The organism is Rhodobacter lacus (assembly GCF_042683065.1).
Lineage (GTDB): Bacteria > Pseudomonadota > Alphaproteobacteria > Rhodobacterales > Rhodobacteraceae > Rhodobacter > Rhodobacter lacus.
In genome coordinates, this window is the sequence record NZ_JBHUIX010000011.1 from 290,315 (window position 1) to 306,380 (window position 16,066).

General features: G+C 65.6%; 16 protein-coding genes. 8 read left to right on the plus strand and 8 right to left on the minus strand.

Annotated features, from left to right (window positions below; all coding sequences use genetic code 11):
• Positions 1–7: 7 nt before the first annotated feature.
• Positions 8–1,564: a glycerol-3-phosphate dehydrogenase gene (glpD, locus tag ACFSM0_RS11000; RefSeq protein WP_377390269.1), complete on the minus strand. Its 1,557-nt coding sequence runs from the start codon at positions 1,562–1,564 to the stop codon at positions 8–10.
• On the opposite strand from glpD, the gene ACFSM0_RS11005 reads away from it, so the two are divergent.
• The 3 genes from ACFSM0_RS11005 (at position 1,563) to ACFSM0_RS11015 (ending at position 5,745) form a co-directional block, all read left to right on the plus strand.
• A complete protein-coding gene (locus ACFSM0_RS11005; protein WP_377390271.1) occupies positions 1,563–1,760 on the plus strand; it encodes a hypothetical protein in 198 nt (65 codons plus the stop codon). The two genes, glpD and ACFSM0_RS11005, sit on opposite strands and share 2 nt — an antisense overlap.
• 75 nt (positions 1,761–1,835) lie before the next feature.
• Positions 1,836–4,766, plus strand: a complete 2,931-nt coding sequence (gene ileS, locus ACFSM0_RS11010; protein ID WP_377390273.1) for an isoleucine--tRNA ligase — start codon at positions 1,836–1,838, stop codon at positions 4,764–4,766.
• Between the two features lie 139 nt (positions 4,767–4,905).
• Positions 4,906–5,745: an EamA family transporter gene (locus tag ACFSM0_RS11015; RefSeq protein ID WP_377390275.1), complete on the plus strand. Its 840-nt coding sequence runs from the start codon at positions 4,906–4,908 to the stop codon at positions 5,743–5,745.
• Here the strand turns inward: ACFSM0_RS11015 and ACFSM0_RS11020 are convergent.
• From ACFSM0_RS11020 to fsa, 6 genes are all read right to left on the minus strand, one after another.
• The gene (locus ACFSM0_RS11020) at positions 5,742–6,440 is read right to left on the minus strand and encodes a CDP-alcohol phosphatidyltransferase family protein (protein ID WP_377390277.1); all 699 of its coding nucleotides are present in this window, start codon (positions 6,438–6,440) and stop codon (positions 5,742–5,744) included. The genes ACFSM0_RS11015 and ACFSM0_RS11020 overlap by 4 nt on opposite strands.
• Before the next feature lie 61 nt (positions 6,441–6,501).
• Positions 6,502–6,876, minus strand: a complete 375-nt coding sequence (locus ACFSM0_RS11025; protein ID WP_377390279.1) for a hypothetical protein — start codon at positions 6,874–6,876, stop codon at positions 6,502–6,504.
• A gap of 176 nt (positions 6,877–7,052) precedes the next feature.
• Positions 7,053–7,934 carry an EF-hand domain-containing protein gene (locus ACFSM0_RS11030; RefSeq protein ID WP_377390281.1) on the minus strand — a complete coding sequence of 294 codons (882 nt, stop codon included), beginning with the start codon at positions 7,932–7,934 and terminating at the stop codon, positions 7,053–7,055.
• 116 nt (positions 7,935–8,050) lie between these two features.
• A complete protein-coding gene (locus ACFSM0_RS11035) occupies positions 8,051–8,974 on the minus strand; it encodes a tyrosine recombinase XerC (protein WP_377390283.1) in 924 nt (307 codons plus the stop codon).
• A gap of 1 nt (position 8,975) precedes the next feature.
• On the minus strand, positions 8,976–9,680 hold the full coding sequence (locus ACFSM0_RS11040; protein ID WP_377390285.1) for a DUF484 family protein: 705 nt from the start codon (positions 9,678–9,680) through the stop codon (positions 8,976–8,978).
• A 127-nt stretch (positions 9,681–9,807) separates the two neighbouring features.
• A complete protein-coding gene (fsa, locus tag ACFSM0_RS11045; protein WP_097068430.1) occupies positions 9,808–10,461 on the minus strand; it encodes a fructose-6-phosphate aldolase in 654 nt (217 codons plus the stop codon).
• Positions 10,462–10,640: 179 nt separating this feature from the next.
• On the opposite strand from fsa, the gene ACFSM0_RS11050 reads away from it, so the two are divergent.
• The 3 genes from ACFSM0_RS11050 (at position 10,641) to ACFSM0_RS11060 (ending at position 14,212) form a co-directional block, all read left to right on the plus strand.
• Positions 10,641–12,830, plus strand: a complete 2,190-nt coding sequence (locus ACFSM0_RS11050; protein WP_377390287.1) for a primosomal protein N' — start codon at positions 10,641–10,643, stop codon at positions 12,828–12,830.
• Positions 12,831–12,893: 63 nt separating this feature from the next.
• Positions 12,894–13,766, plus strand: a complete 873-nt coding sequence (locus ACFSM0_RS11055; protein WP_377390289.1) for a 50S ribosomal protein L11 methyltransferase — start codon at positions 12,894–12,896, stop codon at positions 13,764–13,766.
• A gap of 98 nt (positions 13,767–13,864) precedes the next feature.
• Positions 13,865–14,212 carry a hypothetical protein gene (locus ACFSM0_RS11060; protein ID WP_377390291.1) on the plus strand — a complete coding sequence of 116 codons (348 nt, stop codon included), beginning with the start codon at positions 13,865–13,867 and terminating at the stop codon, positions 14,210–14,212.
• An 82-nt stretch (positions 14,213–14,294) separates the two neighbouring features.
• Here ACFSM0_RS11060 and ACFSM0_RS11065 read toward each other — a convergent pair whose 3' ends face one another.
• Entirely contained in the window at positions 14,295–14,483 is a 189-nt protein-coding gene (locus ACFSM0_RS11065; protein ID WP_097068434.1) for a DUF1127 domain-containing protein, read from the minus strand.
• Between the two features lie 340 nt (positions 14,484–14,823).
• Here ACFSM0_RS11065 and ruvC point away from each other — a divergent pair, with 340 nt between their 5' ends.
• Positions 14,824–15,375, plus strand: coding sequence for a crossover junction endodeoxyribonuclease RuvC (gene ruvC / locus ACFSM0_RS11070; RefSeq protein WP_377390293.1), 552 nt, complete (start codon positions 14,824–14,826; stop codon positions 15,373–15,375).
• Positions 15,372–16,046, plus strand: coding sequence for a Holliday junction branch migration protein RuvA (ruvA, locus tag ACFSM0_RS11075; protein ID WP_377390295.1), 675 nt, complete (start codon positions 15,372–15,374; stop codon positions 16,044–16,046). The genes ruvC and ruvA overlap by 4 nt, the downstream gene beginning before the upstream one ends.
• Positions 16,047–16,066 lie beyond the last annotated feature (20 nt).

Sequence of the window (16,066 nt, forward strand, 5' to 3'; positions counted from 1 at the left end):
CCCCCCGTTAGGGCGCCTCCTGCGCCATGAATGCCGCAAGCGCGGCAACTTCTTCCGCGCGCAGCCGCAGCCCCAGCTTGCTGCGCCGCCACAGCACGTCCTCGGCGGTTTGCGCCCATTCCCGCGTCCTGAGCCAGCGCAGTTCCGCCTCTGTCAGCCCGCCGCCAAAATCGCGCCCAAGCTCCGGCGCGCGGCGCACATCGCCCAGAATATCGAAGGCCTCGGTGCCGTAGGCATGCGCCATCCGCAAGGCCCGCGCCTCGCCAAGGAACGGATAGCGGATCCGCAGCCGCTCGGTGAGCGCGCGCGCGCCATAGCCGAAATCCCCGCCCGGCAGCGGCACGCCTGCGGTCCATCCGGGCTTCAGGCCCGGAAAATAGGGCGCGAGCTTGTCCACCGCCGCCTCGGACAGGCGCCGATAGGTGGTGATCTTGCCACCGTAGACATTGAGGAGCGGCGCCCCCTCCGCATCCAGATGGAACACATATTCGCGCGATGCGGCAGTGGCGGATGTGGACCCGTCGTCGTAAAGCGGGCGCACCCCGGCAAAGCTCCAGACCACATCGTCCGCCGCGATCGGCTGCTCCAGATATTCATTGGCGAAGGCGATCAGATAGTCGCGCTCGGCCTCGGTGCACTGCGCCTTTTCGGGGCTTGCCTCTTGCGCGGCCTCGGTGGTGCCGATCAGCGTAAACTCCTGCTCGAACGGCAAAAGAAAGATGATCCGCCCGTCGCGGCCCTGCAAAAAGAGCGCCCGATCATGTGCAAAGAGCCGCTTTGTAACAATATGGGAGCCGCGCACGAGGCGCACCCTGGCCGGAGAGTGGCCCTGAACCGCGCCCGAGAGCACCTGGTCCACCCAGGGCCCGGCCGCATTGACGAGCGCGCGGGCGTGATGCGTGGCGGGCCCCTCCGGGCCCTCAGTGCGGATCTCCCAATGATCGCCCACGCGCGCGGCCCCCACCACCTTCGTGCGGGTCAGCACCTCGGCGCCGCGCGCCGCCGCATCGCGGGCATTCAACACAACAAGGCGCGCATCATCCACCCAGCCATCCGAATATTCCCAGCCCTTGCGGAACCCGGGCTTGAGCCCCCAGCGGGTCTTGCCCTTGGTGAGGTCCAGCCGCTTCGTGCCATCAAGGCTGCTCTTGCCGCCAAGATGGTCATAAAGAAAAAGCCCGAGCCGAATAAGCCACGCCGGGCGCCGCCCCTTCCACCACGGCGCCACAAGGCCCAGAAGGCGGCTTGTCGGCGTGGTCTTCTCAAACCGCATCTTCGGGTCATAGGGCAGCACGAAGCGCATTGGAAAGGCGATATGCGGCATCGCCTTGAGCAGGGCCTCGCGCTCCGCCAAAGCCTCGCGCACCAGCTTGAACTCGAAATATTCAAGGTAGCGCAGCCCGCCATGAAAGAGCTTGGAGGAGGCCGAGGAGGTGCCCTGCGCCAGATCCCCCTGTTCGGCGAGCCGCACCGTGAGCCCGCGCCCCGCGGCATCGCGCGCAATGCCGCATCCGTTCACCCCGCCGCCGATCACGAACAGATCGACCCGTTCCGGTTCCGCCATGCGTCTCTCCCTGATGCCTTGGCGCGATCATGGCGCTTTGGCGGCGATTGGCAAGCCGCGCGCGGTCAAATTTCCGCGCCGCGGCATCATCGCGACCCCGCGCGCCTTCGCGCTTGCCCGGCCCTGCGCCCAAGCCTATAAGGCCGCCATGACCGGGCTTTGCTTCATACATCGAATTACCGGCCCGGCGCTCTGACGCGTCAGGGTTGCCGGGACCACATGAGCCAGCCCCGGGCGCATTGGCGCCCCCTCCAGCCTGAATGGATATGAGATGAGCGCCGACACGCCCGAAACTTCCGTCGATTACCGCGAGACCGTCTTTCTGCCCGAGACCGAGTTCCCGATGCGGGCAAACCTGCCCAAGCGCGAACCGGAATGGCTCGAACGCTGGGCCCGGATCGGCATCTATGACCGGCTGCGCGAAAAGGAGGGCCGCCCCTCCTTCGTGCTGCATGACGGCCCGCCCTACGCCAACGGCCACCTGCACATCGGCCATGCGCTCAACAAGATCCTGAAAGATTTCATTGTTCGCTCCCAGCAGATGATGGGGCATGACAGCCGCTATGTGCCGGGCTGGGATTGCCACGGCCTGCCGATCGAATGGAAGATCGAGGAGCAATATCGCGCCAAGGGGCTCAACAAGGACGATGTCGACACCGTCGCCTTCCGGCAGGAGTGCCGCCGCTTTGCCGAGGGCTGGATCGACATCCAGCGCGAGGAGTTCAAGCGCCTTGGCGTCACCGGCAAATGGGAAAAGCCCTATCTGACGATGGATTACCACTCCGAGGCGGTGATCGCCGAGGAGTTCATGAAGCTGCTGATGAACGGCAGCCTGTATCAGGGCTCAAAGCCGGTGATGTGGTCGCCGGTGGAAAAGACCGCGCTCGCCGAGGCCGAGGTCGAATATCACGACCACACCAGCCACACGATCTGGGTGCGGTTCAAAATCGCAAGCGGTGATGTGAAGCCCTCAATGAATTTACCGATTGCGCTGGAGGATGCCTCTATCGTGATCTGGACGACGACGCCCTGGACGATCCCGCAAAACCGCGCCGTCGCTTACGGCCCGGGCATCACCTATGGGCTTTACTTCGTCAATTCTGTGGCAGAGAACTCCAGTGCAAGGGTTAACGAAGCGCTGGTGCTCGCTGATAACCTTGCAGAGAGCGTGAAGATCGCTGCAAAAGTCGAAAACTGGACCCGGCTGCGCGAGGTTGCGACCTCGGAGTTCGAAGGCCTAAAGCTTTATCACCCCTATGCTGGGATCGAGGGTGGCAATGGCGAATGGGACGAACCGGTCCCAATGCTGCCGGGCGATCACGTCACCGACGATGCAGGCACGGGCTTTGTCCATACCGCGCCGAGCCACGGCGACGACGACTATCAGCTTGGCCTCAAGTTCGGCTTGGCCATGACCTACAACGTCGAGCCAGACGGCTGCTACCGCGCCTCGCTTCCCGTTTTCGGCGGGCAGGCGATCATAGAGGCCGATGGCAAGGATGGCCCGGCCAATGTGTCCAACATCAAGGCGCTGCATGCGCAAGGCGCGCTTCTGGCCAAGGGCAAGCTCAAGCACTCCTACCCGCATTCCTGGCGCTCCAAGGCGCCCTTGATCTACCGCAACACGCCGCAATGGTTTGCCGCCATCGACGTGAAGCTCGACGATGGCATGGGCAGCTATGGCGACACGATCCGCACCCGCGCGCTGACCTCGATCGACACGCTCGTGCAATGGACGCCCCCGACCGGGCGCAACCGGCTTTACTCGATGATCGAGGCGCGGCCGGACTGGGTGCTGAGCCGCCAGCGCGCCTGGGGCGTGCCGCTCACCTGCTTTACCAAAAAGGGCGCGCAGCCGACCGACCCGGATTTCCTTTTGCGCAACGCAGAGGTCAACGCCCGTATCTCCGCCGCGTTCGAGACGGACGGCGCGGATGTCTGGTATACGCCGGGCTTCAAGGAGAAGATGCTCGGCAATATCGTCAACCCGGACGATTACACCCAGGTTTTCGACGTGCTCGACGTGTGGTTCGATAGTGGCTCGACCCATGCTTTCGTGCTGCGCGACCGCCCCGACGGCACCAAGGACGGCATTGCTGACCTTTACCTTGAGGGCACCGACCAGCACCGCGGCTGGTTCCATTCCTCGATGCTGCAGGCCTGCGCCACCAAGGGCCGCGCGCCCTATCGGGGCGTGCTGACGCATGGCTTCACGCTCGACGAGAAGGGCATGAAAATGTCCAAATCGCTCGGCAACACCGTGGCGCCCGCCGATGTGATCAAGGAATACGGGGCGGACATCCTGCGGCTGTGGGTGGCGCAATCGGATTACACGGTCGATCTGCGCATCGGCAAAGAGATCCTCAAGGGCACCGCCGACAGCTACCGCCGTTTGCGCAACACGCTGCGCTTCATGCTCGGCGCGCTGGCGGGCTACAGCGAGGCCGAGGCTCTCGCCCCCGAGGCGATGCCGGAGCTCGAACGCTGGGTGCTGCACCGCCTTGCCGAACTTGATGAGACGGTGCGCGCGGGCTACACCGCCTATGACTTCCAGGGCGTGTTCCAGAGCCTTTTCACCTTCTGCACGGTGGACCTTTCGGCCTTCTATTTCGACATCCGCAAGGATGCGCTTTATTGCGACGGGCCGGAAAGCCTGCGCCGCCGCGCCGCGCGCACGGTGCTGGACCTCCTGTTCCACCGGCTGACGAAATGGCTTGCGCCGATGCTGCCCTTCACGATGGAAGATGTCTGGCTCTCGCGCTTCCCGGGCGAGGAGAACTCCGTTCACCTCGAAGATTTCGCCGAGACGCCCGCCGCTTGGCGTGCGCCGGAACTCGCGGCGAAATGGGAGGGCATCCGCCGTGCACGGCGCGCCGTGACCGCAGCGCTCGAAGTGCAGCGCACCGCCAAGGTGATCGGCGCGAGCCTTGAGGCGGCCCCGGTCGTGCATGTCGAGGATGCGGGCCTTGAGGCGGCGCTGAAATCGGTCGATTTCGCCGATATCTGCATCACCTCCGATCTCACGCTCACCACTGACCCCGCGCCCTCGGAGGCCTTCCGCCTGCCCGAGGTGCCGGGCGTGGCCGTGGTGTTCGAGACCGCGACGGGCGAGAAATGCGAGCGCTGCTGGAAGATCCTGCCCGATGTGGGCAGCCATGCCCATGCGCAGACCTGCCAGCGCTGCAACGACGTGCTGGGCTGAGCCCGCCCATAGTGTCACACCCTGAGGGCGCCTGCGGGCGCCCTTTTCCTTGGCCCCGGAAGATCGCGCCGGCCCCTTGCCGCGCCCGCACCGAAGGGCTAGCGATATGGCAGCGCCATGACAGCGAGATCCCCCCGCGATGAGCCTTTCCATCTTCCTCGCGGTGCTCGCGGCCGCCTTCCTCCATGCCCTGTGGAATGCGCTTTTGCGCTTTGGCGGCTCAAAAATCCGCGCCATGGTGATGCTGAGCCTGATGGAGGCCGCGGTGGGGCTCGCCATCGCGCTGGCCCGGCCCCTGCCCGAGCCCGCGGCCTGGAAATGGGTGGCCGCCGCCTGCCTCGTGCATTTCGCCTACAAGTATTTTCTCGCCCATGCCTATGAGCAGGGCGATTTGAGCCGGGTCTATCCGATTGCGCGCGGCACCGCGCCGATGCTTGTGGCCATCGTCACGGCGTTTCTGGCGCTCGATGTGGTGCGCCCGCTCGGCTATCTCGGCATCGGCGTGCTCGGGCTCGGCATCCTGTTCATGGCGCGGGGCGTTTTTACCGATGGCGAGAGCCGGAGGCTCTTGCCCTATGCCTTCGGCTCGGCCTGCGCCACCGCCACCTATACGCTCACCGACGGGCTTGGCGCGCGGGTGGCAGGCGATGCGGCGGGCTATGTGGGCTGGCTGATGGTCGGGGGCGGGCTTCTCTTTGGCCTCACCATGACCCTGCGCCGCCCGAAAGGCTTTTTGACGCTCTCGCCCGCGCGCGACTGGGGCATGGCGGGGCTTGGGGCAGCGGCCTCTTATGGCGCCTATGCGATTTCGATCTGGGCGATGACCAAGGCGCCGATTGCGCTTGTTGCCGCCACGCGGGAGACGGCGATCCTCTTTGCCGTGCTGATCGGCTGGCTCGCCTTTGGCGAGCGGATGACCCGTTCAAAGGCAATTGCAGCGGTGCTGATCGTGGCGGGCGTGGTGCTGACGCGGCTTTAGGCGGGGCGCCGGACAGGAACGATCTGCTGCGCGATGCCCGCGCCGAGCAGATAGATCGAGGTCACCACCAGCCCCCAATGGGCCCAGCTTCCTTCCTCAAAATTCACCCAGGCCGCCCAGGCCGCGAACACGGTCCACAACAGCGCCACCGTCAGCGAAAGCGGGCGCCAGCGCTTTGTGCGCGTGGGATGGATGAACTTGAGCGGAAAGAACATTGCCACCGCAAGCGCCAGGACAACGGCCAGCGTCACCCAATAGCCCGGGCTGACCGCAAAGAGGACAAGCACCACCATGTTCCAGCACGCCGGGAAGCCGGAGAAGGACCAGTCTTTCGTCTTCATCCGCGTATCGGCAAAATAGACCACGCTCAGATAGGTGATGGCGATGATTGCGAGCCAGCCGGTCCAGCCCGGAAGCAGACCGGATTTGAAGAGCGCATAGGCCGGGATGAACACATAGGTCAGATAGTCGATGATCAGGTCCATCAACACGCCGTCATAGGTCGGGCAATTGACCTTGACCTGATACCTCCGTGCGAGCGGGCCGTCGATCCCGTCGACGACCAGCGCCACGACGAGCCACAAGAACATCAGCGACCACTTTTCTTCCACGGCCGCCAGCATCGCCAGCATCGAGAGCACCGCGCCCGTGGCGGTAAAAAGGTGAACCGAGAGCGCCTTGATACGAATGTCCATGCGCCCTTCCTGCCGCAAACCCCCGGAGCGCGCAAGGCAGAGCGGACCGGGGCGCGGACAATCAGCGGATTCCGTTGAGCAGCGCCTTGTATTGCTGCGCCAAAGCCCCCCCGGACATGGTGTCGCGTGCGCTCCCGCCCGGACCATGGAGCGCCGAAAACAGCGACTCGGTCAAAGAGATCTGTGCCTCAGCGGGCGCTATTGCGGTGGCGGTCTCTTCGCCCGGCCGGGGCGCTTCGGCAGGCTCCACGCCAGAGCCGGGCTCAACGGTCGCAATGGCGAGCACCAGCGCCTGCATCTCCGCTCCGCCCGAAGGCGCGAGCATCTTCTCGAAACTTTCCGCGCGCGCGGAGGGCACCGCGTTGGCGGGCGCATTCGGCACAAGCGGCGCAGCGTTTTGCGCCCCCAGCCCCGAAAGCTGCGGCAGGTCCATCATTCTTACCCCCTTGATGACGGTTGCCGCGACTTTGCCACTGCGGGGGTGAACACGAACTTACCGCCCACCGCCTTGATAGCGCGCAATTATCTCAGATTTTCCGACGTCTTTTTGCCCGGGCCAAAAGACGTCGGGCCGGGGCAAACACCCCGGCCCGACCCCTCAAGCTTCCTGCCTCAGGCAATTTCCTTGAGCAGCGACACAAACTGGTTTGCCAGATCGCGCTCAAGAGGGACGCTGGGGCGCGAGTCATCCTCAACCGTCAGCGCATTGAAGAGCGACTCATAGAGGGATTGCGCCGCGGTCTCGCTGCCGCTCGACGAAAGACCGCTGGCACGTTCTGTGCCTTCAGCACCCGGCGGCGGGCCGGAGGGGGGCGGCGGCATCGCCCCCTGGGCGCCGCCCGCGCCCTGAGACCGGCTCGCGGCTTCTGCCGCGTCAAGCTCGGTTTCGTTCAGCAGGCCATCGCCATCGCTGTCGATGGTCGCAAACTGGCTCGACAGCAACTCGGCCACAGGGCTGGCTGCGATTTCCGTTTCGGAAAGCAGACCATCCCCGTCGCTATCATCGTTGGCCGAAAGCACTTCGAACAACGAGGTGATGTCTTCCTCCGAAGCTTCCGCGGAGCCAGACGGCGGCGGGCCGGGCGGCGGCGGGGGCCGCGAGCCCTGCGCCTCGCTCGTTCCACCGGACCGGCTTGCGACTTCTGCCGCGTCAAGCTCGGTCTGGTTCAGCAGACCATCGCCATCGCTGTCGATCGTCGAGAATTGGCTCGACAGCAGGTCTGCCACCGGGCTGGCGCTGATCTCGGCTTCGGAGAGCAGGCCATCCCCATCGGCGTCGTCGTTCGAGGCAAGGGCCTCGAACAGGGATTGAGAATCCACACCGCCCGAGCTGGAGGCCGGGGGCGATGGTGGCGGCGGCGGCGGCGACCCGCTGCCTTTCGTTTGGGTGCCGGAGCTTTGTGTTGCGCTGCTGCTGGAGGTTTGTTGTTGCAACAACGAGAGCGCGGTGCTGCTGGAATAGCTCGACACCGAAGAGAGAGAGGAGACGTTCATCAGAGATCCTTTCTGGATGACAACGTGCCGTGAGGCTCGTCGGGTCTGATGAACGACTCCTTACCCAGGCCCTAAACCTTGGTTTGAAAAAGACCTGATTTTATTGGGTTATGCGATCAGGCGCGCGGATGGGCCGCCTGATAGACCTCCATGAGTCGGGCCGAGTCGACTGCCGTGTAAACCTGCGTGGTGGCAAGGCTGGCATGGCCCAGAAGCTCCTGGATCGCGCGCAAATCGCCCCCCGCAGACAACAGATGCGTGGCAAAGCTGTGGCGCAAGGCATGCGGCGTGGCCGAGGCCGGCAGGCCCAGCGCAAGCCGTGCCCGTTCCATCGACTTGGCAACGATGCGCGGGTTGAGCGCGCCGCCGCGGCTGCCGCGGAACACCGGCTCCCAAGGCGCGGGCACGAAGGGGCAAAGGCGCAGGTATTCCTCCATCGCGTCACGCGCGGCAGGCAGCACCGGCACCATCCGCTCCTTGTCGCCCTTGCCGCGGATGCGCAGCACTTCGGGCAGCGGTACATCTTCGCCCTTGAGGCTGAGCGCTTCGGAGATCCGCAGCCCGCAACCGTAAAGGAGCGTCATCACCGCCGCGTCGCGCGCGGCCACCCAAGGCTCGTTCGCCTGCAGCTCGACCTGCTCGATCACCGCCTGCGCGGCGTCTTCGGCCAGGGGGCGGGGCAGGTTGCGCTGATATTTGGGCGCGCGGGTCGAAAGCACATGGGTCGCATCAAACCCCTCGCGTTCGCCCAGCCAGCGCATGAAGCTTTTCACCGCCGAGAGCGCCCGGGCGAGCGAGCGGCCCGAAAGGCCACGGTTGCGCTCATAGGCCATCCAGGCGCGCATGTCGGCGGGGGTAAGCTCTGCCAGACGCGCCATGCCGAGGCTCTCGCCATGGTGCAGATGCAGAAAGCCGAGAAAGCCGCTCACATCGTTGCGGTACGCGGTCAGCGTATGCGGTGAGGCCCCCTTGAGCGCGCGCATGTGCTCAAGCCAGCGCCCGAGCGCCATGCCCGCGGCGGGCGAAAATCCGATGCCCATGTCAGGCCAGCCAGCGCCGCATCGCGCGCTCGAACACGCCCGCAAAGAAGGCCAGAAGGTCCGTGCCCTGCGAGGGTTTGAACTGGTGCGGATCTTCCGCGCCCATCACCAGCATGCCCGGCAGACGGCCTTCGCCAAGATCGAGCCGCATCAGCGCTTCCGAGCGCACCCAGGTCGAGGCCTCGCCATAGATCGCTTCCGATTGCGGCAGGGTCTGGCGCAGCACCACCGGGCGCAGTTGCGAGCCCTTGCCCGAGCGCATGTATTCCGAGATGAACCCCGGCTCGGCGACGCAAAGCACATTGCCAAGGCGCCGCAGCGCGACCTCTTCGCCCTCCTGCTCGGTCTCGAGCACGAGTTTGACACTGTCGACACGCAGGATGTCGGCCACCTCGGTGGCGAGGTTCTTCAGGAACGTCTCGAACTCGATCGGGTCGAGCATGCGCAGCACCGCGCGGTGGATCTGGTTGGTGCCGGCAAGGTTTTCATAGGCGGCCGCGATCACCGAGCGATGCGTGTCTTCGAGGCGGTCGAGACGGCGTTCGAGCCGCTCCATCGCCACGCCGCGCAGATCGACGATATTGGCGCCCATGGCGCGTTCATTGGCCGAGATCAGAGCCCGCATCAGGTCGCGATCCTCGAGGATCACATCGGGGTCGTTGATGATCTTGGTGCGGAGTTCGGGTGCAAATGCCGTGTCGCTCATGCCGTCCTCGTGGTCAGCGGGTTACTGTGCAAATTGACACAGATTCTAGTTAATTGCAGGTTAAATTTCGGTCAAATATGCGAAGACCCGCCCCGAAAGGCGGGTCTGTTCACGATCTCGCGCCAGTTCAGACGATTTTCTGGCCGGTTTTCGCCCAGTCTTTCAGGAACTGGTCGAGCCCCTTGTCGGTGAGCGGATGGCTCGCCATCGCCTTGATCACCGAGGGCGGCGCGGTGATCACATCGGCGCCGATCTTGGCCACTTCGGTGATGTGGTTGACCGAGCGGATCGAGGCGGCGAGGATCTCGGTCTTGAAATCGTAATTGTCGTAGATCGTGCGGATGTCGTCGATCAGCTGCACGCCATCGAGATTGATGTCGTCGAGACGGCCGAGGAACGGCGAGATGAAGGTCGCACCTGCCTTGGCGGCAAGGATCGCCTGCGCGGCGGAGAAGCACAGAGTGACGTTGACCATATGGCCTTCGGATGCGAAAGCCTTGCAAGCGGTGAGGCCGGCCCAGGTCAGCGGCACCTTGATGGCGATGTTGGAGGCGATCTTGGCCAGTTTCAGCCCCTCGGCGATCATCTCGGGCGCTTCGGTGGCGACCACCTCCGCCGAGACCGGGCCGGGGATCATCTCGCAGATCTCCTTCGTCACCTCGAGAATGTCGCGGCCCGATTTCAGGATCAGCGACGGGTTGGTGGTGACACCATCGACCATGCCGAGATCGGCAAGCTCCTTGATGGCGGCAACATCGGCGGTATCGACGAAGAATTTCATGGCGGGCCTCCTGCGCTCTCTCTCGCGGGGATTTAGCGCAAACGGGCGCGGGATGCGAGAGCGGATCGACAGCTTCGGGCCGGGGAAAGGGGGGGCTGTCTGCCCCCCCCGGCCTTGCGGCCGCCCCCCCCGAGGATATTTGCGCAAAGTCGAAGGGGCGACGGGGCGCGGAGGCGCGCATGGCTGAGCCGGGGTATTATCCGCAGGGGTCGCGGGTCTCGGTGATGACCTCCGAGCCGGTGGGCAAGCCGCTCGATTACCTTGCCCCCGAGGGCGGGTGTTTTCCGGGCGCCTTTGTCGAGGTGCCGCTTGGGCCGCGCCGCGTGGTTGGCGTGGTCTGGGGGCCGGGGGACGGGCGGTTTGCGGCCGATAAGCTGCGCCCGGTCGCGCGCGTGCTCGATGTGCCGCCGATGCGGGAGGAATTGCAGCAGTTCCTGATCCGCATGGCCGATTACACGATGACCTCGCGGCCCGGCGTGCTCAGGCTGGCCACCCGCACCCCGGGGCTTTTCGAGCCGCCGGGCGCGCGCAAGATCTACCGGCTGGGCGCGGGCGCGCCCGCACGGATGACCGAGGCGCGCGAGAAGGTGCTTGCAGTCTTGCGCGAGCATGGGGGCGCGGGGTTTTATCTGATGGAACTGGCCCAGCTTGCTGGCGTCACGCCGCAGGTGGTGAAAGGGCTCGTGGCACAGGGCGCGGTGATCGAGGCAGAGCAGCCGCGCGACCTGCCCTATCCGCGGCTTGACCCGCATTTGCCGGGCAAGGCGCTGTCCGAGGATCAGGCGGCGGCGGCGGCGGCGTTGCGCGCCGGGCTCGGGCAATTTGGCGTCACGCTTCTCAAGGGCGTTACCGGTTCGGGCAAGACCGAGGTCTATCTCGAGGCGGTGGCGGAATGCCTTGCCAAGGGCCAGCAGGCTCTGGTGCTTTTGCCCGAGATCGCGCTCACCTCCGAATTCCTCGCGCGGGTCGAGGCGCGGTTCGGGGCGCGGCCGGGCGAGTGGCATTCGGGCGCGACCCAGGCCGAGCGGCGCAGGCTCTGGCGCATGGTGGCCGAGGGCGGCGCGCAGATGGTGGTGGGGGCGCGCTCGGCGCTGTTTCTGCCCTATCGAGACCTCGGGCTGATCGTGGTCGATGAGGAGCACGACAGTTCCTACAAGCAGGAAGAAGGCGCGCTTTACAATGCCCGCGACATGGCGGTGCTGCGCGCCTCGCTTGCCGGTGCGCAGGTGGTGCTGGCCTCCGCCACGCCCTCGCTCGAAAGCTGGGCCAATGCCGAGGCCGGCAAATATCGCCGCCTTGATCTGCTAAGCCGCTTTGGCACCGCCGACCTTCCCGAGATGCGCGCGATCGACATGCGCGAGGAACGCATCGAATCGGTGCACTGGATCTCGCCCTCGCTTGTGGGCGCGGTGCAGGCCACGCTTTCGCGCGGCGAACAGGCGATGCTGTTCTTGAACCGCCGCGGCTATGCGCCCGTCACCATCTGCCGGGCCTGCGGTCATCAGATCGGCTGCGATCATTGCGATGCGCGCATGGTGGAGCACCGGTTTTTGAAGCGCCTCGTTTGCCACCAATGCGGCGAGACGAAGCCAATCCCCACCGCCTGCCCCTCTTGCGGGGTGGAGGGCAAGCTCGCCCCGGTCGGCCCCGGCGTCGAGCGGCTCGCCGAAGAGGTGGCCGAGCGCTTCCCCACAGCGCGGACCGCGGTGCTCTCCTCCGACCTTTTCGGCTCGGCGCGCGCGCTGAAAGAGGCGGTGGAAAGCATCGCCGGCGGCGGGGCCGATATCATCATCGGCACGCAGATCGTGGCGAAGGGGCACAACTTCCCGCTTTTGACCCTTGTGGGGGTGATCGACGCCGATCTTGGCCTGCAAGGCTCGGATCTGCGCGCTGCCGAGCGCACCTTTCAACTGATGCGGCAGGTGGCGGGGCGCGCCGGGCGCGCCGACAAGCCGGGCCTTGCGCTCTTGCAAACCTGTCAGCCCGAGCACCCGGTGATCCGCGCCATCCTTGATGGCGACGAGGAGGCGTTCTGGCGCGCAGAAGCCGCGGGGCGCAAGGCGGTCGGTGTGCCTCCCTATGGCCGCATGGCGGGGATCATCCTCTCAGGCCCCGAGGTCGCGCCGCTCTTCGAGCTTGGCAACCAGCTCGCGCGCAATGCCGCCCCGCTCACGCGCATCGGCGCGCAGCTCTTTGGCCCCGCCCCCGCGCCCATCGCCCGGGTGCGCGGCCGTCATCGGGTGCGGCTCCTGATCAAGGCCGAGAAAAGCGCGCCCCTGCAAGGCGCGATCCGCGGCTGGCTGCGGGGGGTGAAATTCCCCACCGGCGTCAAGCTGGCCATCGACATCGACCCGCAAAGCTTCCTGTAAAGCCGCTACAGTTGACCCGGCCCCGCTTTCGCGCCATTGGGGGCAAAAGCAACGGAGCCCGCCATGACCACCTTCACCGCCTTCGCCGTCCTGCCCGAACGCGAGCTTGCCGAAGATCTGGCCGAGCGGGTGGAAGAGCTTGATCCCGCGCCCTATGGCGTAGGTGTGTTCGAGATCGAGGACGGGTCAGGCAATTACGAGGTTGGCGCCTATTTCCTCGAGCGCCCGAACGACGTGGTGCTCGACATTCTCGCCGTGGCCTTCGGGGGCACCGGGTTCACCGTCTCCGAACTCCCCGAAACAGACTGGGTCGCCCATGTGAAGCGCGAGCTCGCCCCCGTGGTCGCGGGGCGGTTCTTCGTGCATGGCAGCCACGATGCCGACAAGGTGCCCGCAGAGGCGATCGCGCTGCGCATTGATGCTGCGATGGCCTTTGGCACCGGCCACCATGGCACCACGCTCGGCTGCCTCACCGCGCTCGACCAGCTCGAAGCGGGTGGCGTGCGGGCGCGGAATGTGGCGGATATTGGCTGCGGCACTGCGGTGCTGGCGATGGCGGCGGCCAAGCTCTGGCCCGAGCGGGTGCTCGCCTCCGATATTGACCCGGTGGCAGTCCAGACCGCCGCCGCCAATGTGGTGACAAACGGGCTCGAAGGCCGGGTGATCTGCCTCGAAGCCGCGGGCTTTGCCCATCCGATGCTGCAAGAGGCCGCGCCCTTTGACCTCATTTTTGCCAATATCCTGAAGGCACCGCTGATCGCGCTCGCCCCCGACATGGCCCGCTTTTGTGCCGAATCGGGGCATGTGATCCTTTCCGGGATCCTCAACGAACAGGCCGATGAGGTGCAGGCCGCCTATATTGCGCAGGGCTTTGCCCCGCATATGCGCAACGAACACGGCGACTGGACGACACTGGTTCTGAGGCGGAACCAGTAAGCGCAGGCCGCGCTCGCAAAAAACCGAAACTTGCGCCATATTTGTTAAGTCTTCGTTAGCCAGTTTGGCTGGCGATCTTGCGACTGTGGAGCCTGGTCATGAGTGATACCGGAAGAACCACGTTTGCCGACCGCCTTGAGCGGATCGACACGATTCACGCCGCGGGCGGCGCCTTTGAGGCCGAAGGCTCCCTCGGGCGCAGCTATTTTGACGCCCGTCGCCCGCGGGAACGGCGCACGCTGCCGGTTCGGGCGCTGGCGCTGATGCTGGTGGGGGCGCTGCTCTTCAAAGGCGCATTGCTCGCGCAGATCGGCACCGAAACCTATGACCGGCGCGTGGCCGAGTTGCAGGCCGGAAGCGCGCTCGACCGCGTGGGCGGCTGGGCGATGCAGGCCGACGCGCCAACCCGCTGGATCGCGGCCGAGCTGCGCACCCTGCTCTACTAAGCCAAGCCCAAAGCACAAAGGCCGCGCTCGAAGCGCGGCCTTTTGTCTTTTCTGCCTTCGGGCCGGGCGCGGCCCTTGCGTTTCAGCGGCCGATACGGTCGATGTCGAAACGGCTCAGACCGATGTCATTGAGCTCACGGTCGCTGAGTTGTTCGAGCGCACGGCGGGTCAGCCGCGCCTCGTTCCACACCACGAACGTCTCGAGGACACGGTTGAAAAGACCCGCCCGCGCATTCCGGGCAGAAAAGCGGTAGCTGTCGAGGGCGGACATGTCGCGTTTCCTTTTTCATAAAGTGCAAATTTCTTGGGCAACCAGCCCATGAATCCGCATCTAGATGAGGCTTCAGAAGAACACAACATCCGCCAGATCAGCCCCGCCATGCAGTTTTTGCATGGCCTCTCAGGAAGTTAACGGGCCCGACTCGGCTTCGTCAAAATGCATGGCATTTCCGTCATTTTGATGCCCGCCCTCCCCCCGAAACACGCCGTTCGGGCGGATCTCCCGGCTCAGGTGGCGATCAGCCTTAACGCATGCCGGTGGCTTTGGCCTTTGCGATGTTCCTCTTTTGTGCTAACCGTGGGTAAAATGCCACACAAAAGAGGGCGGGCAGATGCGGGTGATCGGAATCGATCCGGGGTTGCGCAACCTCGGCTGGGGCGTGATCGAGATGGAGGGGCCACGGCTGCGCCACATCGCCAATGGCACGCTGCATTCCGAGGGCACGGATCTCGCGCGGCGTCTGGTTGCCCTCCATGCCGGGCTCACGGAGGTGATTGCCGCCCATCGCCCCGAGGCGGCGGCGGTAGAGCAGACCTTTGTGAACAAGGACGCCGTTGCCACGCTCAAGCTCGGGCAAGCGCGCGGCATCGCGCTGCTGGTGCCCGCGCAGGCGGGGCTGGAGATCGGTGAATATGCGCCCAATGCGGTAAAAAAGGCGGTGGTCGGCGTTGGCCATGCCGAGAAAGGGCAGGTGCAGCATATGGTGCGCCATCAGCTCCCCGGCGTGGTGTTTGACAGCCCCGATGCGGCGGATGCGCTCGCCATTGCGATCTGCCATGCGCATCACCTGCAATCCGCGCGCCGCACCGGCGCGGCGATGCTCGGGCGTGCCGCGCTCGACATCACCGCCGGGCAGGCGCGCATTCGGAGGCTGCGCGGATGATCGGGCGCATTGCCGGGGTGATCTTGCACCGGGCCATGGATCATGTGCTGATAGACGTGCGCGGCGTGGGCTATATCGTGCATGTCTCCCCCCGCACGGCCTCCAACCTGCCGCCCGTGGGCGAGGCCTGCGCGCTCTATACCGAGCTTGTGGTGCGCGAGGATCTGCTGCAGCTCTTCGGCTTCCCCAGCCTGATCGAGAAGGAATGGCACCTGCTGCTCACCTCGGTCCAAGGGATCGGCGCCAAGGCCGCGCTTGCCATTCTCGGCACGCTTGGCCCCGAGGGGGTGAGCCGCGCGCTTGCCCTTGGCGACTGGGCGGCGATCAAGGCCGCCCCCGGTGTTGGCCCCAAACTCGCGCAGCGCGTGGTGATGGAGTTGAAGGACAAGGCGCCAAGCGTGATGGCGATGGGCGGCGCGCTGACCATCGACACCGGCCCCGCCGATGACGGGGGTGACGCGCCGGAAAAACCCGCCGCCAAACCCGCCAAACGCCCGGCCCCCGCGCCAAAGACCAACTTCACCGCCGAGGCGCTCTCTGCGCTCACCAACCTCGGCTACACGCCGGCAGATGCCGCCAGCGCCGTTGCACGCGCCGCAGATGACCCCGCCGCCACCGATACCGCCAAGCTGATCCGCACCGCGCTGCGCCTGCTGGCGCCAAAGGACTAGCCTTTTCATCTTGCCCCAAA

Bases quoted from the DNA above. Each gene is read 5' to 3' on its own strand.
- ACFSM0_RS11050 (WP_377390287.1), top strand. From the start codon at position 10,641: ATGGCTGAGCCGGGGTATTATCCGCAGGGGTCGCGGGTCTCGGTGATG.
- ACFSM0_RS11015 (WP_377390275.1), top strand. From the start codon at position 4,906: ATGAGCCTTTCCATCTTCCTCGCGGTGCTCGCGGCCGCCTTCCTCCAT.
- ileS (WP_377390273.1), top strand. From the start codon at position 1,836: ATGAGCGCCGACACGCCCGAAACTTCCGTCGATTACCGCGAGACCGTC.
- fsa (WP_097068430.1), bottom strand. From the start codon at position 10,461: ATGAAATTCTTCGTCGATACCGCCGATGTTGCCGCCATCAAGGAGCTT.
- ACFSM0_RS11065 (WP_097068434.1), bottom strand. From the start codon at position 14,483: ATGTCCGCCCTCGACAGCTACCGCTTTTCTGCCCGGAATGCGCGGGCG.
- ACFSM0_RS11005 (WP_377390271.1), top strand. From the start codon at position 1,563: ATGCGTCTCTCCCTGATGCCTTGGCGCGATCATGGCGCTTTGGCGGCG.
- ACFSM0_RS11035 (WP_377390283.1), bottom strand. From the start codon at position 8,974: ATGGGCATCGGATTTTCGCCCGCCGCGGGCATGGCGCTCGGGCGCTGG.
- ACFSM0_RS11030 (WP_377390281.1), bottom strand. From the start codon at position 7,934: ATGAACGTCTCCTCTCTCTCTTCGGTGTCGAGCTATTCCAGCAGCACC.
- glpD (WP_377390269.1), bottom strand. From the start codon at position 1,564: ATGGCGGAACCGGAACGGGTCGATCTGTTCGTGATCGGCGGCGGGGTG.
- ACFSM0_RS11020 (WP_377390277.1), bottom strand. From the start codon at position 6,440: ATGGACATTCGTATCAAGGCGCTCTCGGTTCACCTTTTTACCGCCACG.
- ACFSM0_RS11055 (WP_377390289.1), top strand. From the start codon at position 12,894: ATGACCACCTTCACCGCCTTCGCCGTCCTGCCCGAACGCGAGCTTGCC.
- ruvC (WP_377390293.1), top strand. From the start codon at position 14,824: ATGCGGGTGATCGGAATCGATCCGGGGTTGCGCAACCTCGGCTGGGGC.
- ACFSM0_RS11060 (WP_377390291.1), top strand. From the start codon at position 13,865: ATGAGTGATACCGGAAGAACCACGTTTGCCGACCGCCTTGAGCGGATC.
- ruvA (WP_377390295.1), top strand. From the start codon at position 15,372: ATGATCGGGCGCATTGCCGGGGTGATCTTGCACCGGGCCATGGATCAT.
- ACFSM0_RS11040 (WP_377390285.1), bottom strand. From the start codon at position 9,680: ATGAGCGACACGGCATTTGCACCCGAACTCCGCACCAAGATCATCAAC.
- ACFSM0_RS11025 (WP_377390279.1), bottom strand. From the start codon at position 6,876: ATGATGGACCTGCCGCAGCTTTCGGGGCTGGGGGCGCAAAACGCTGCG.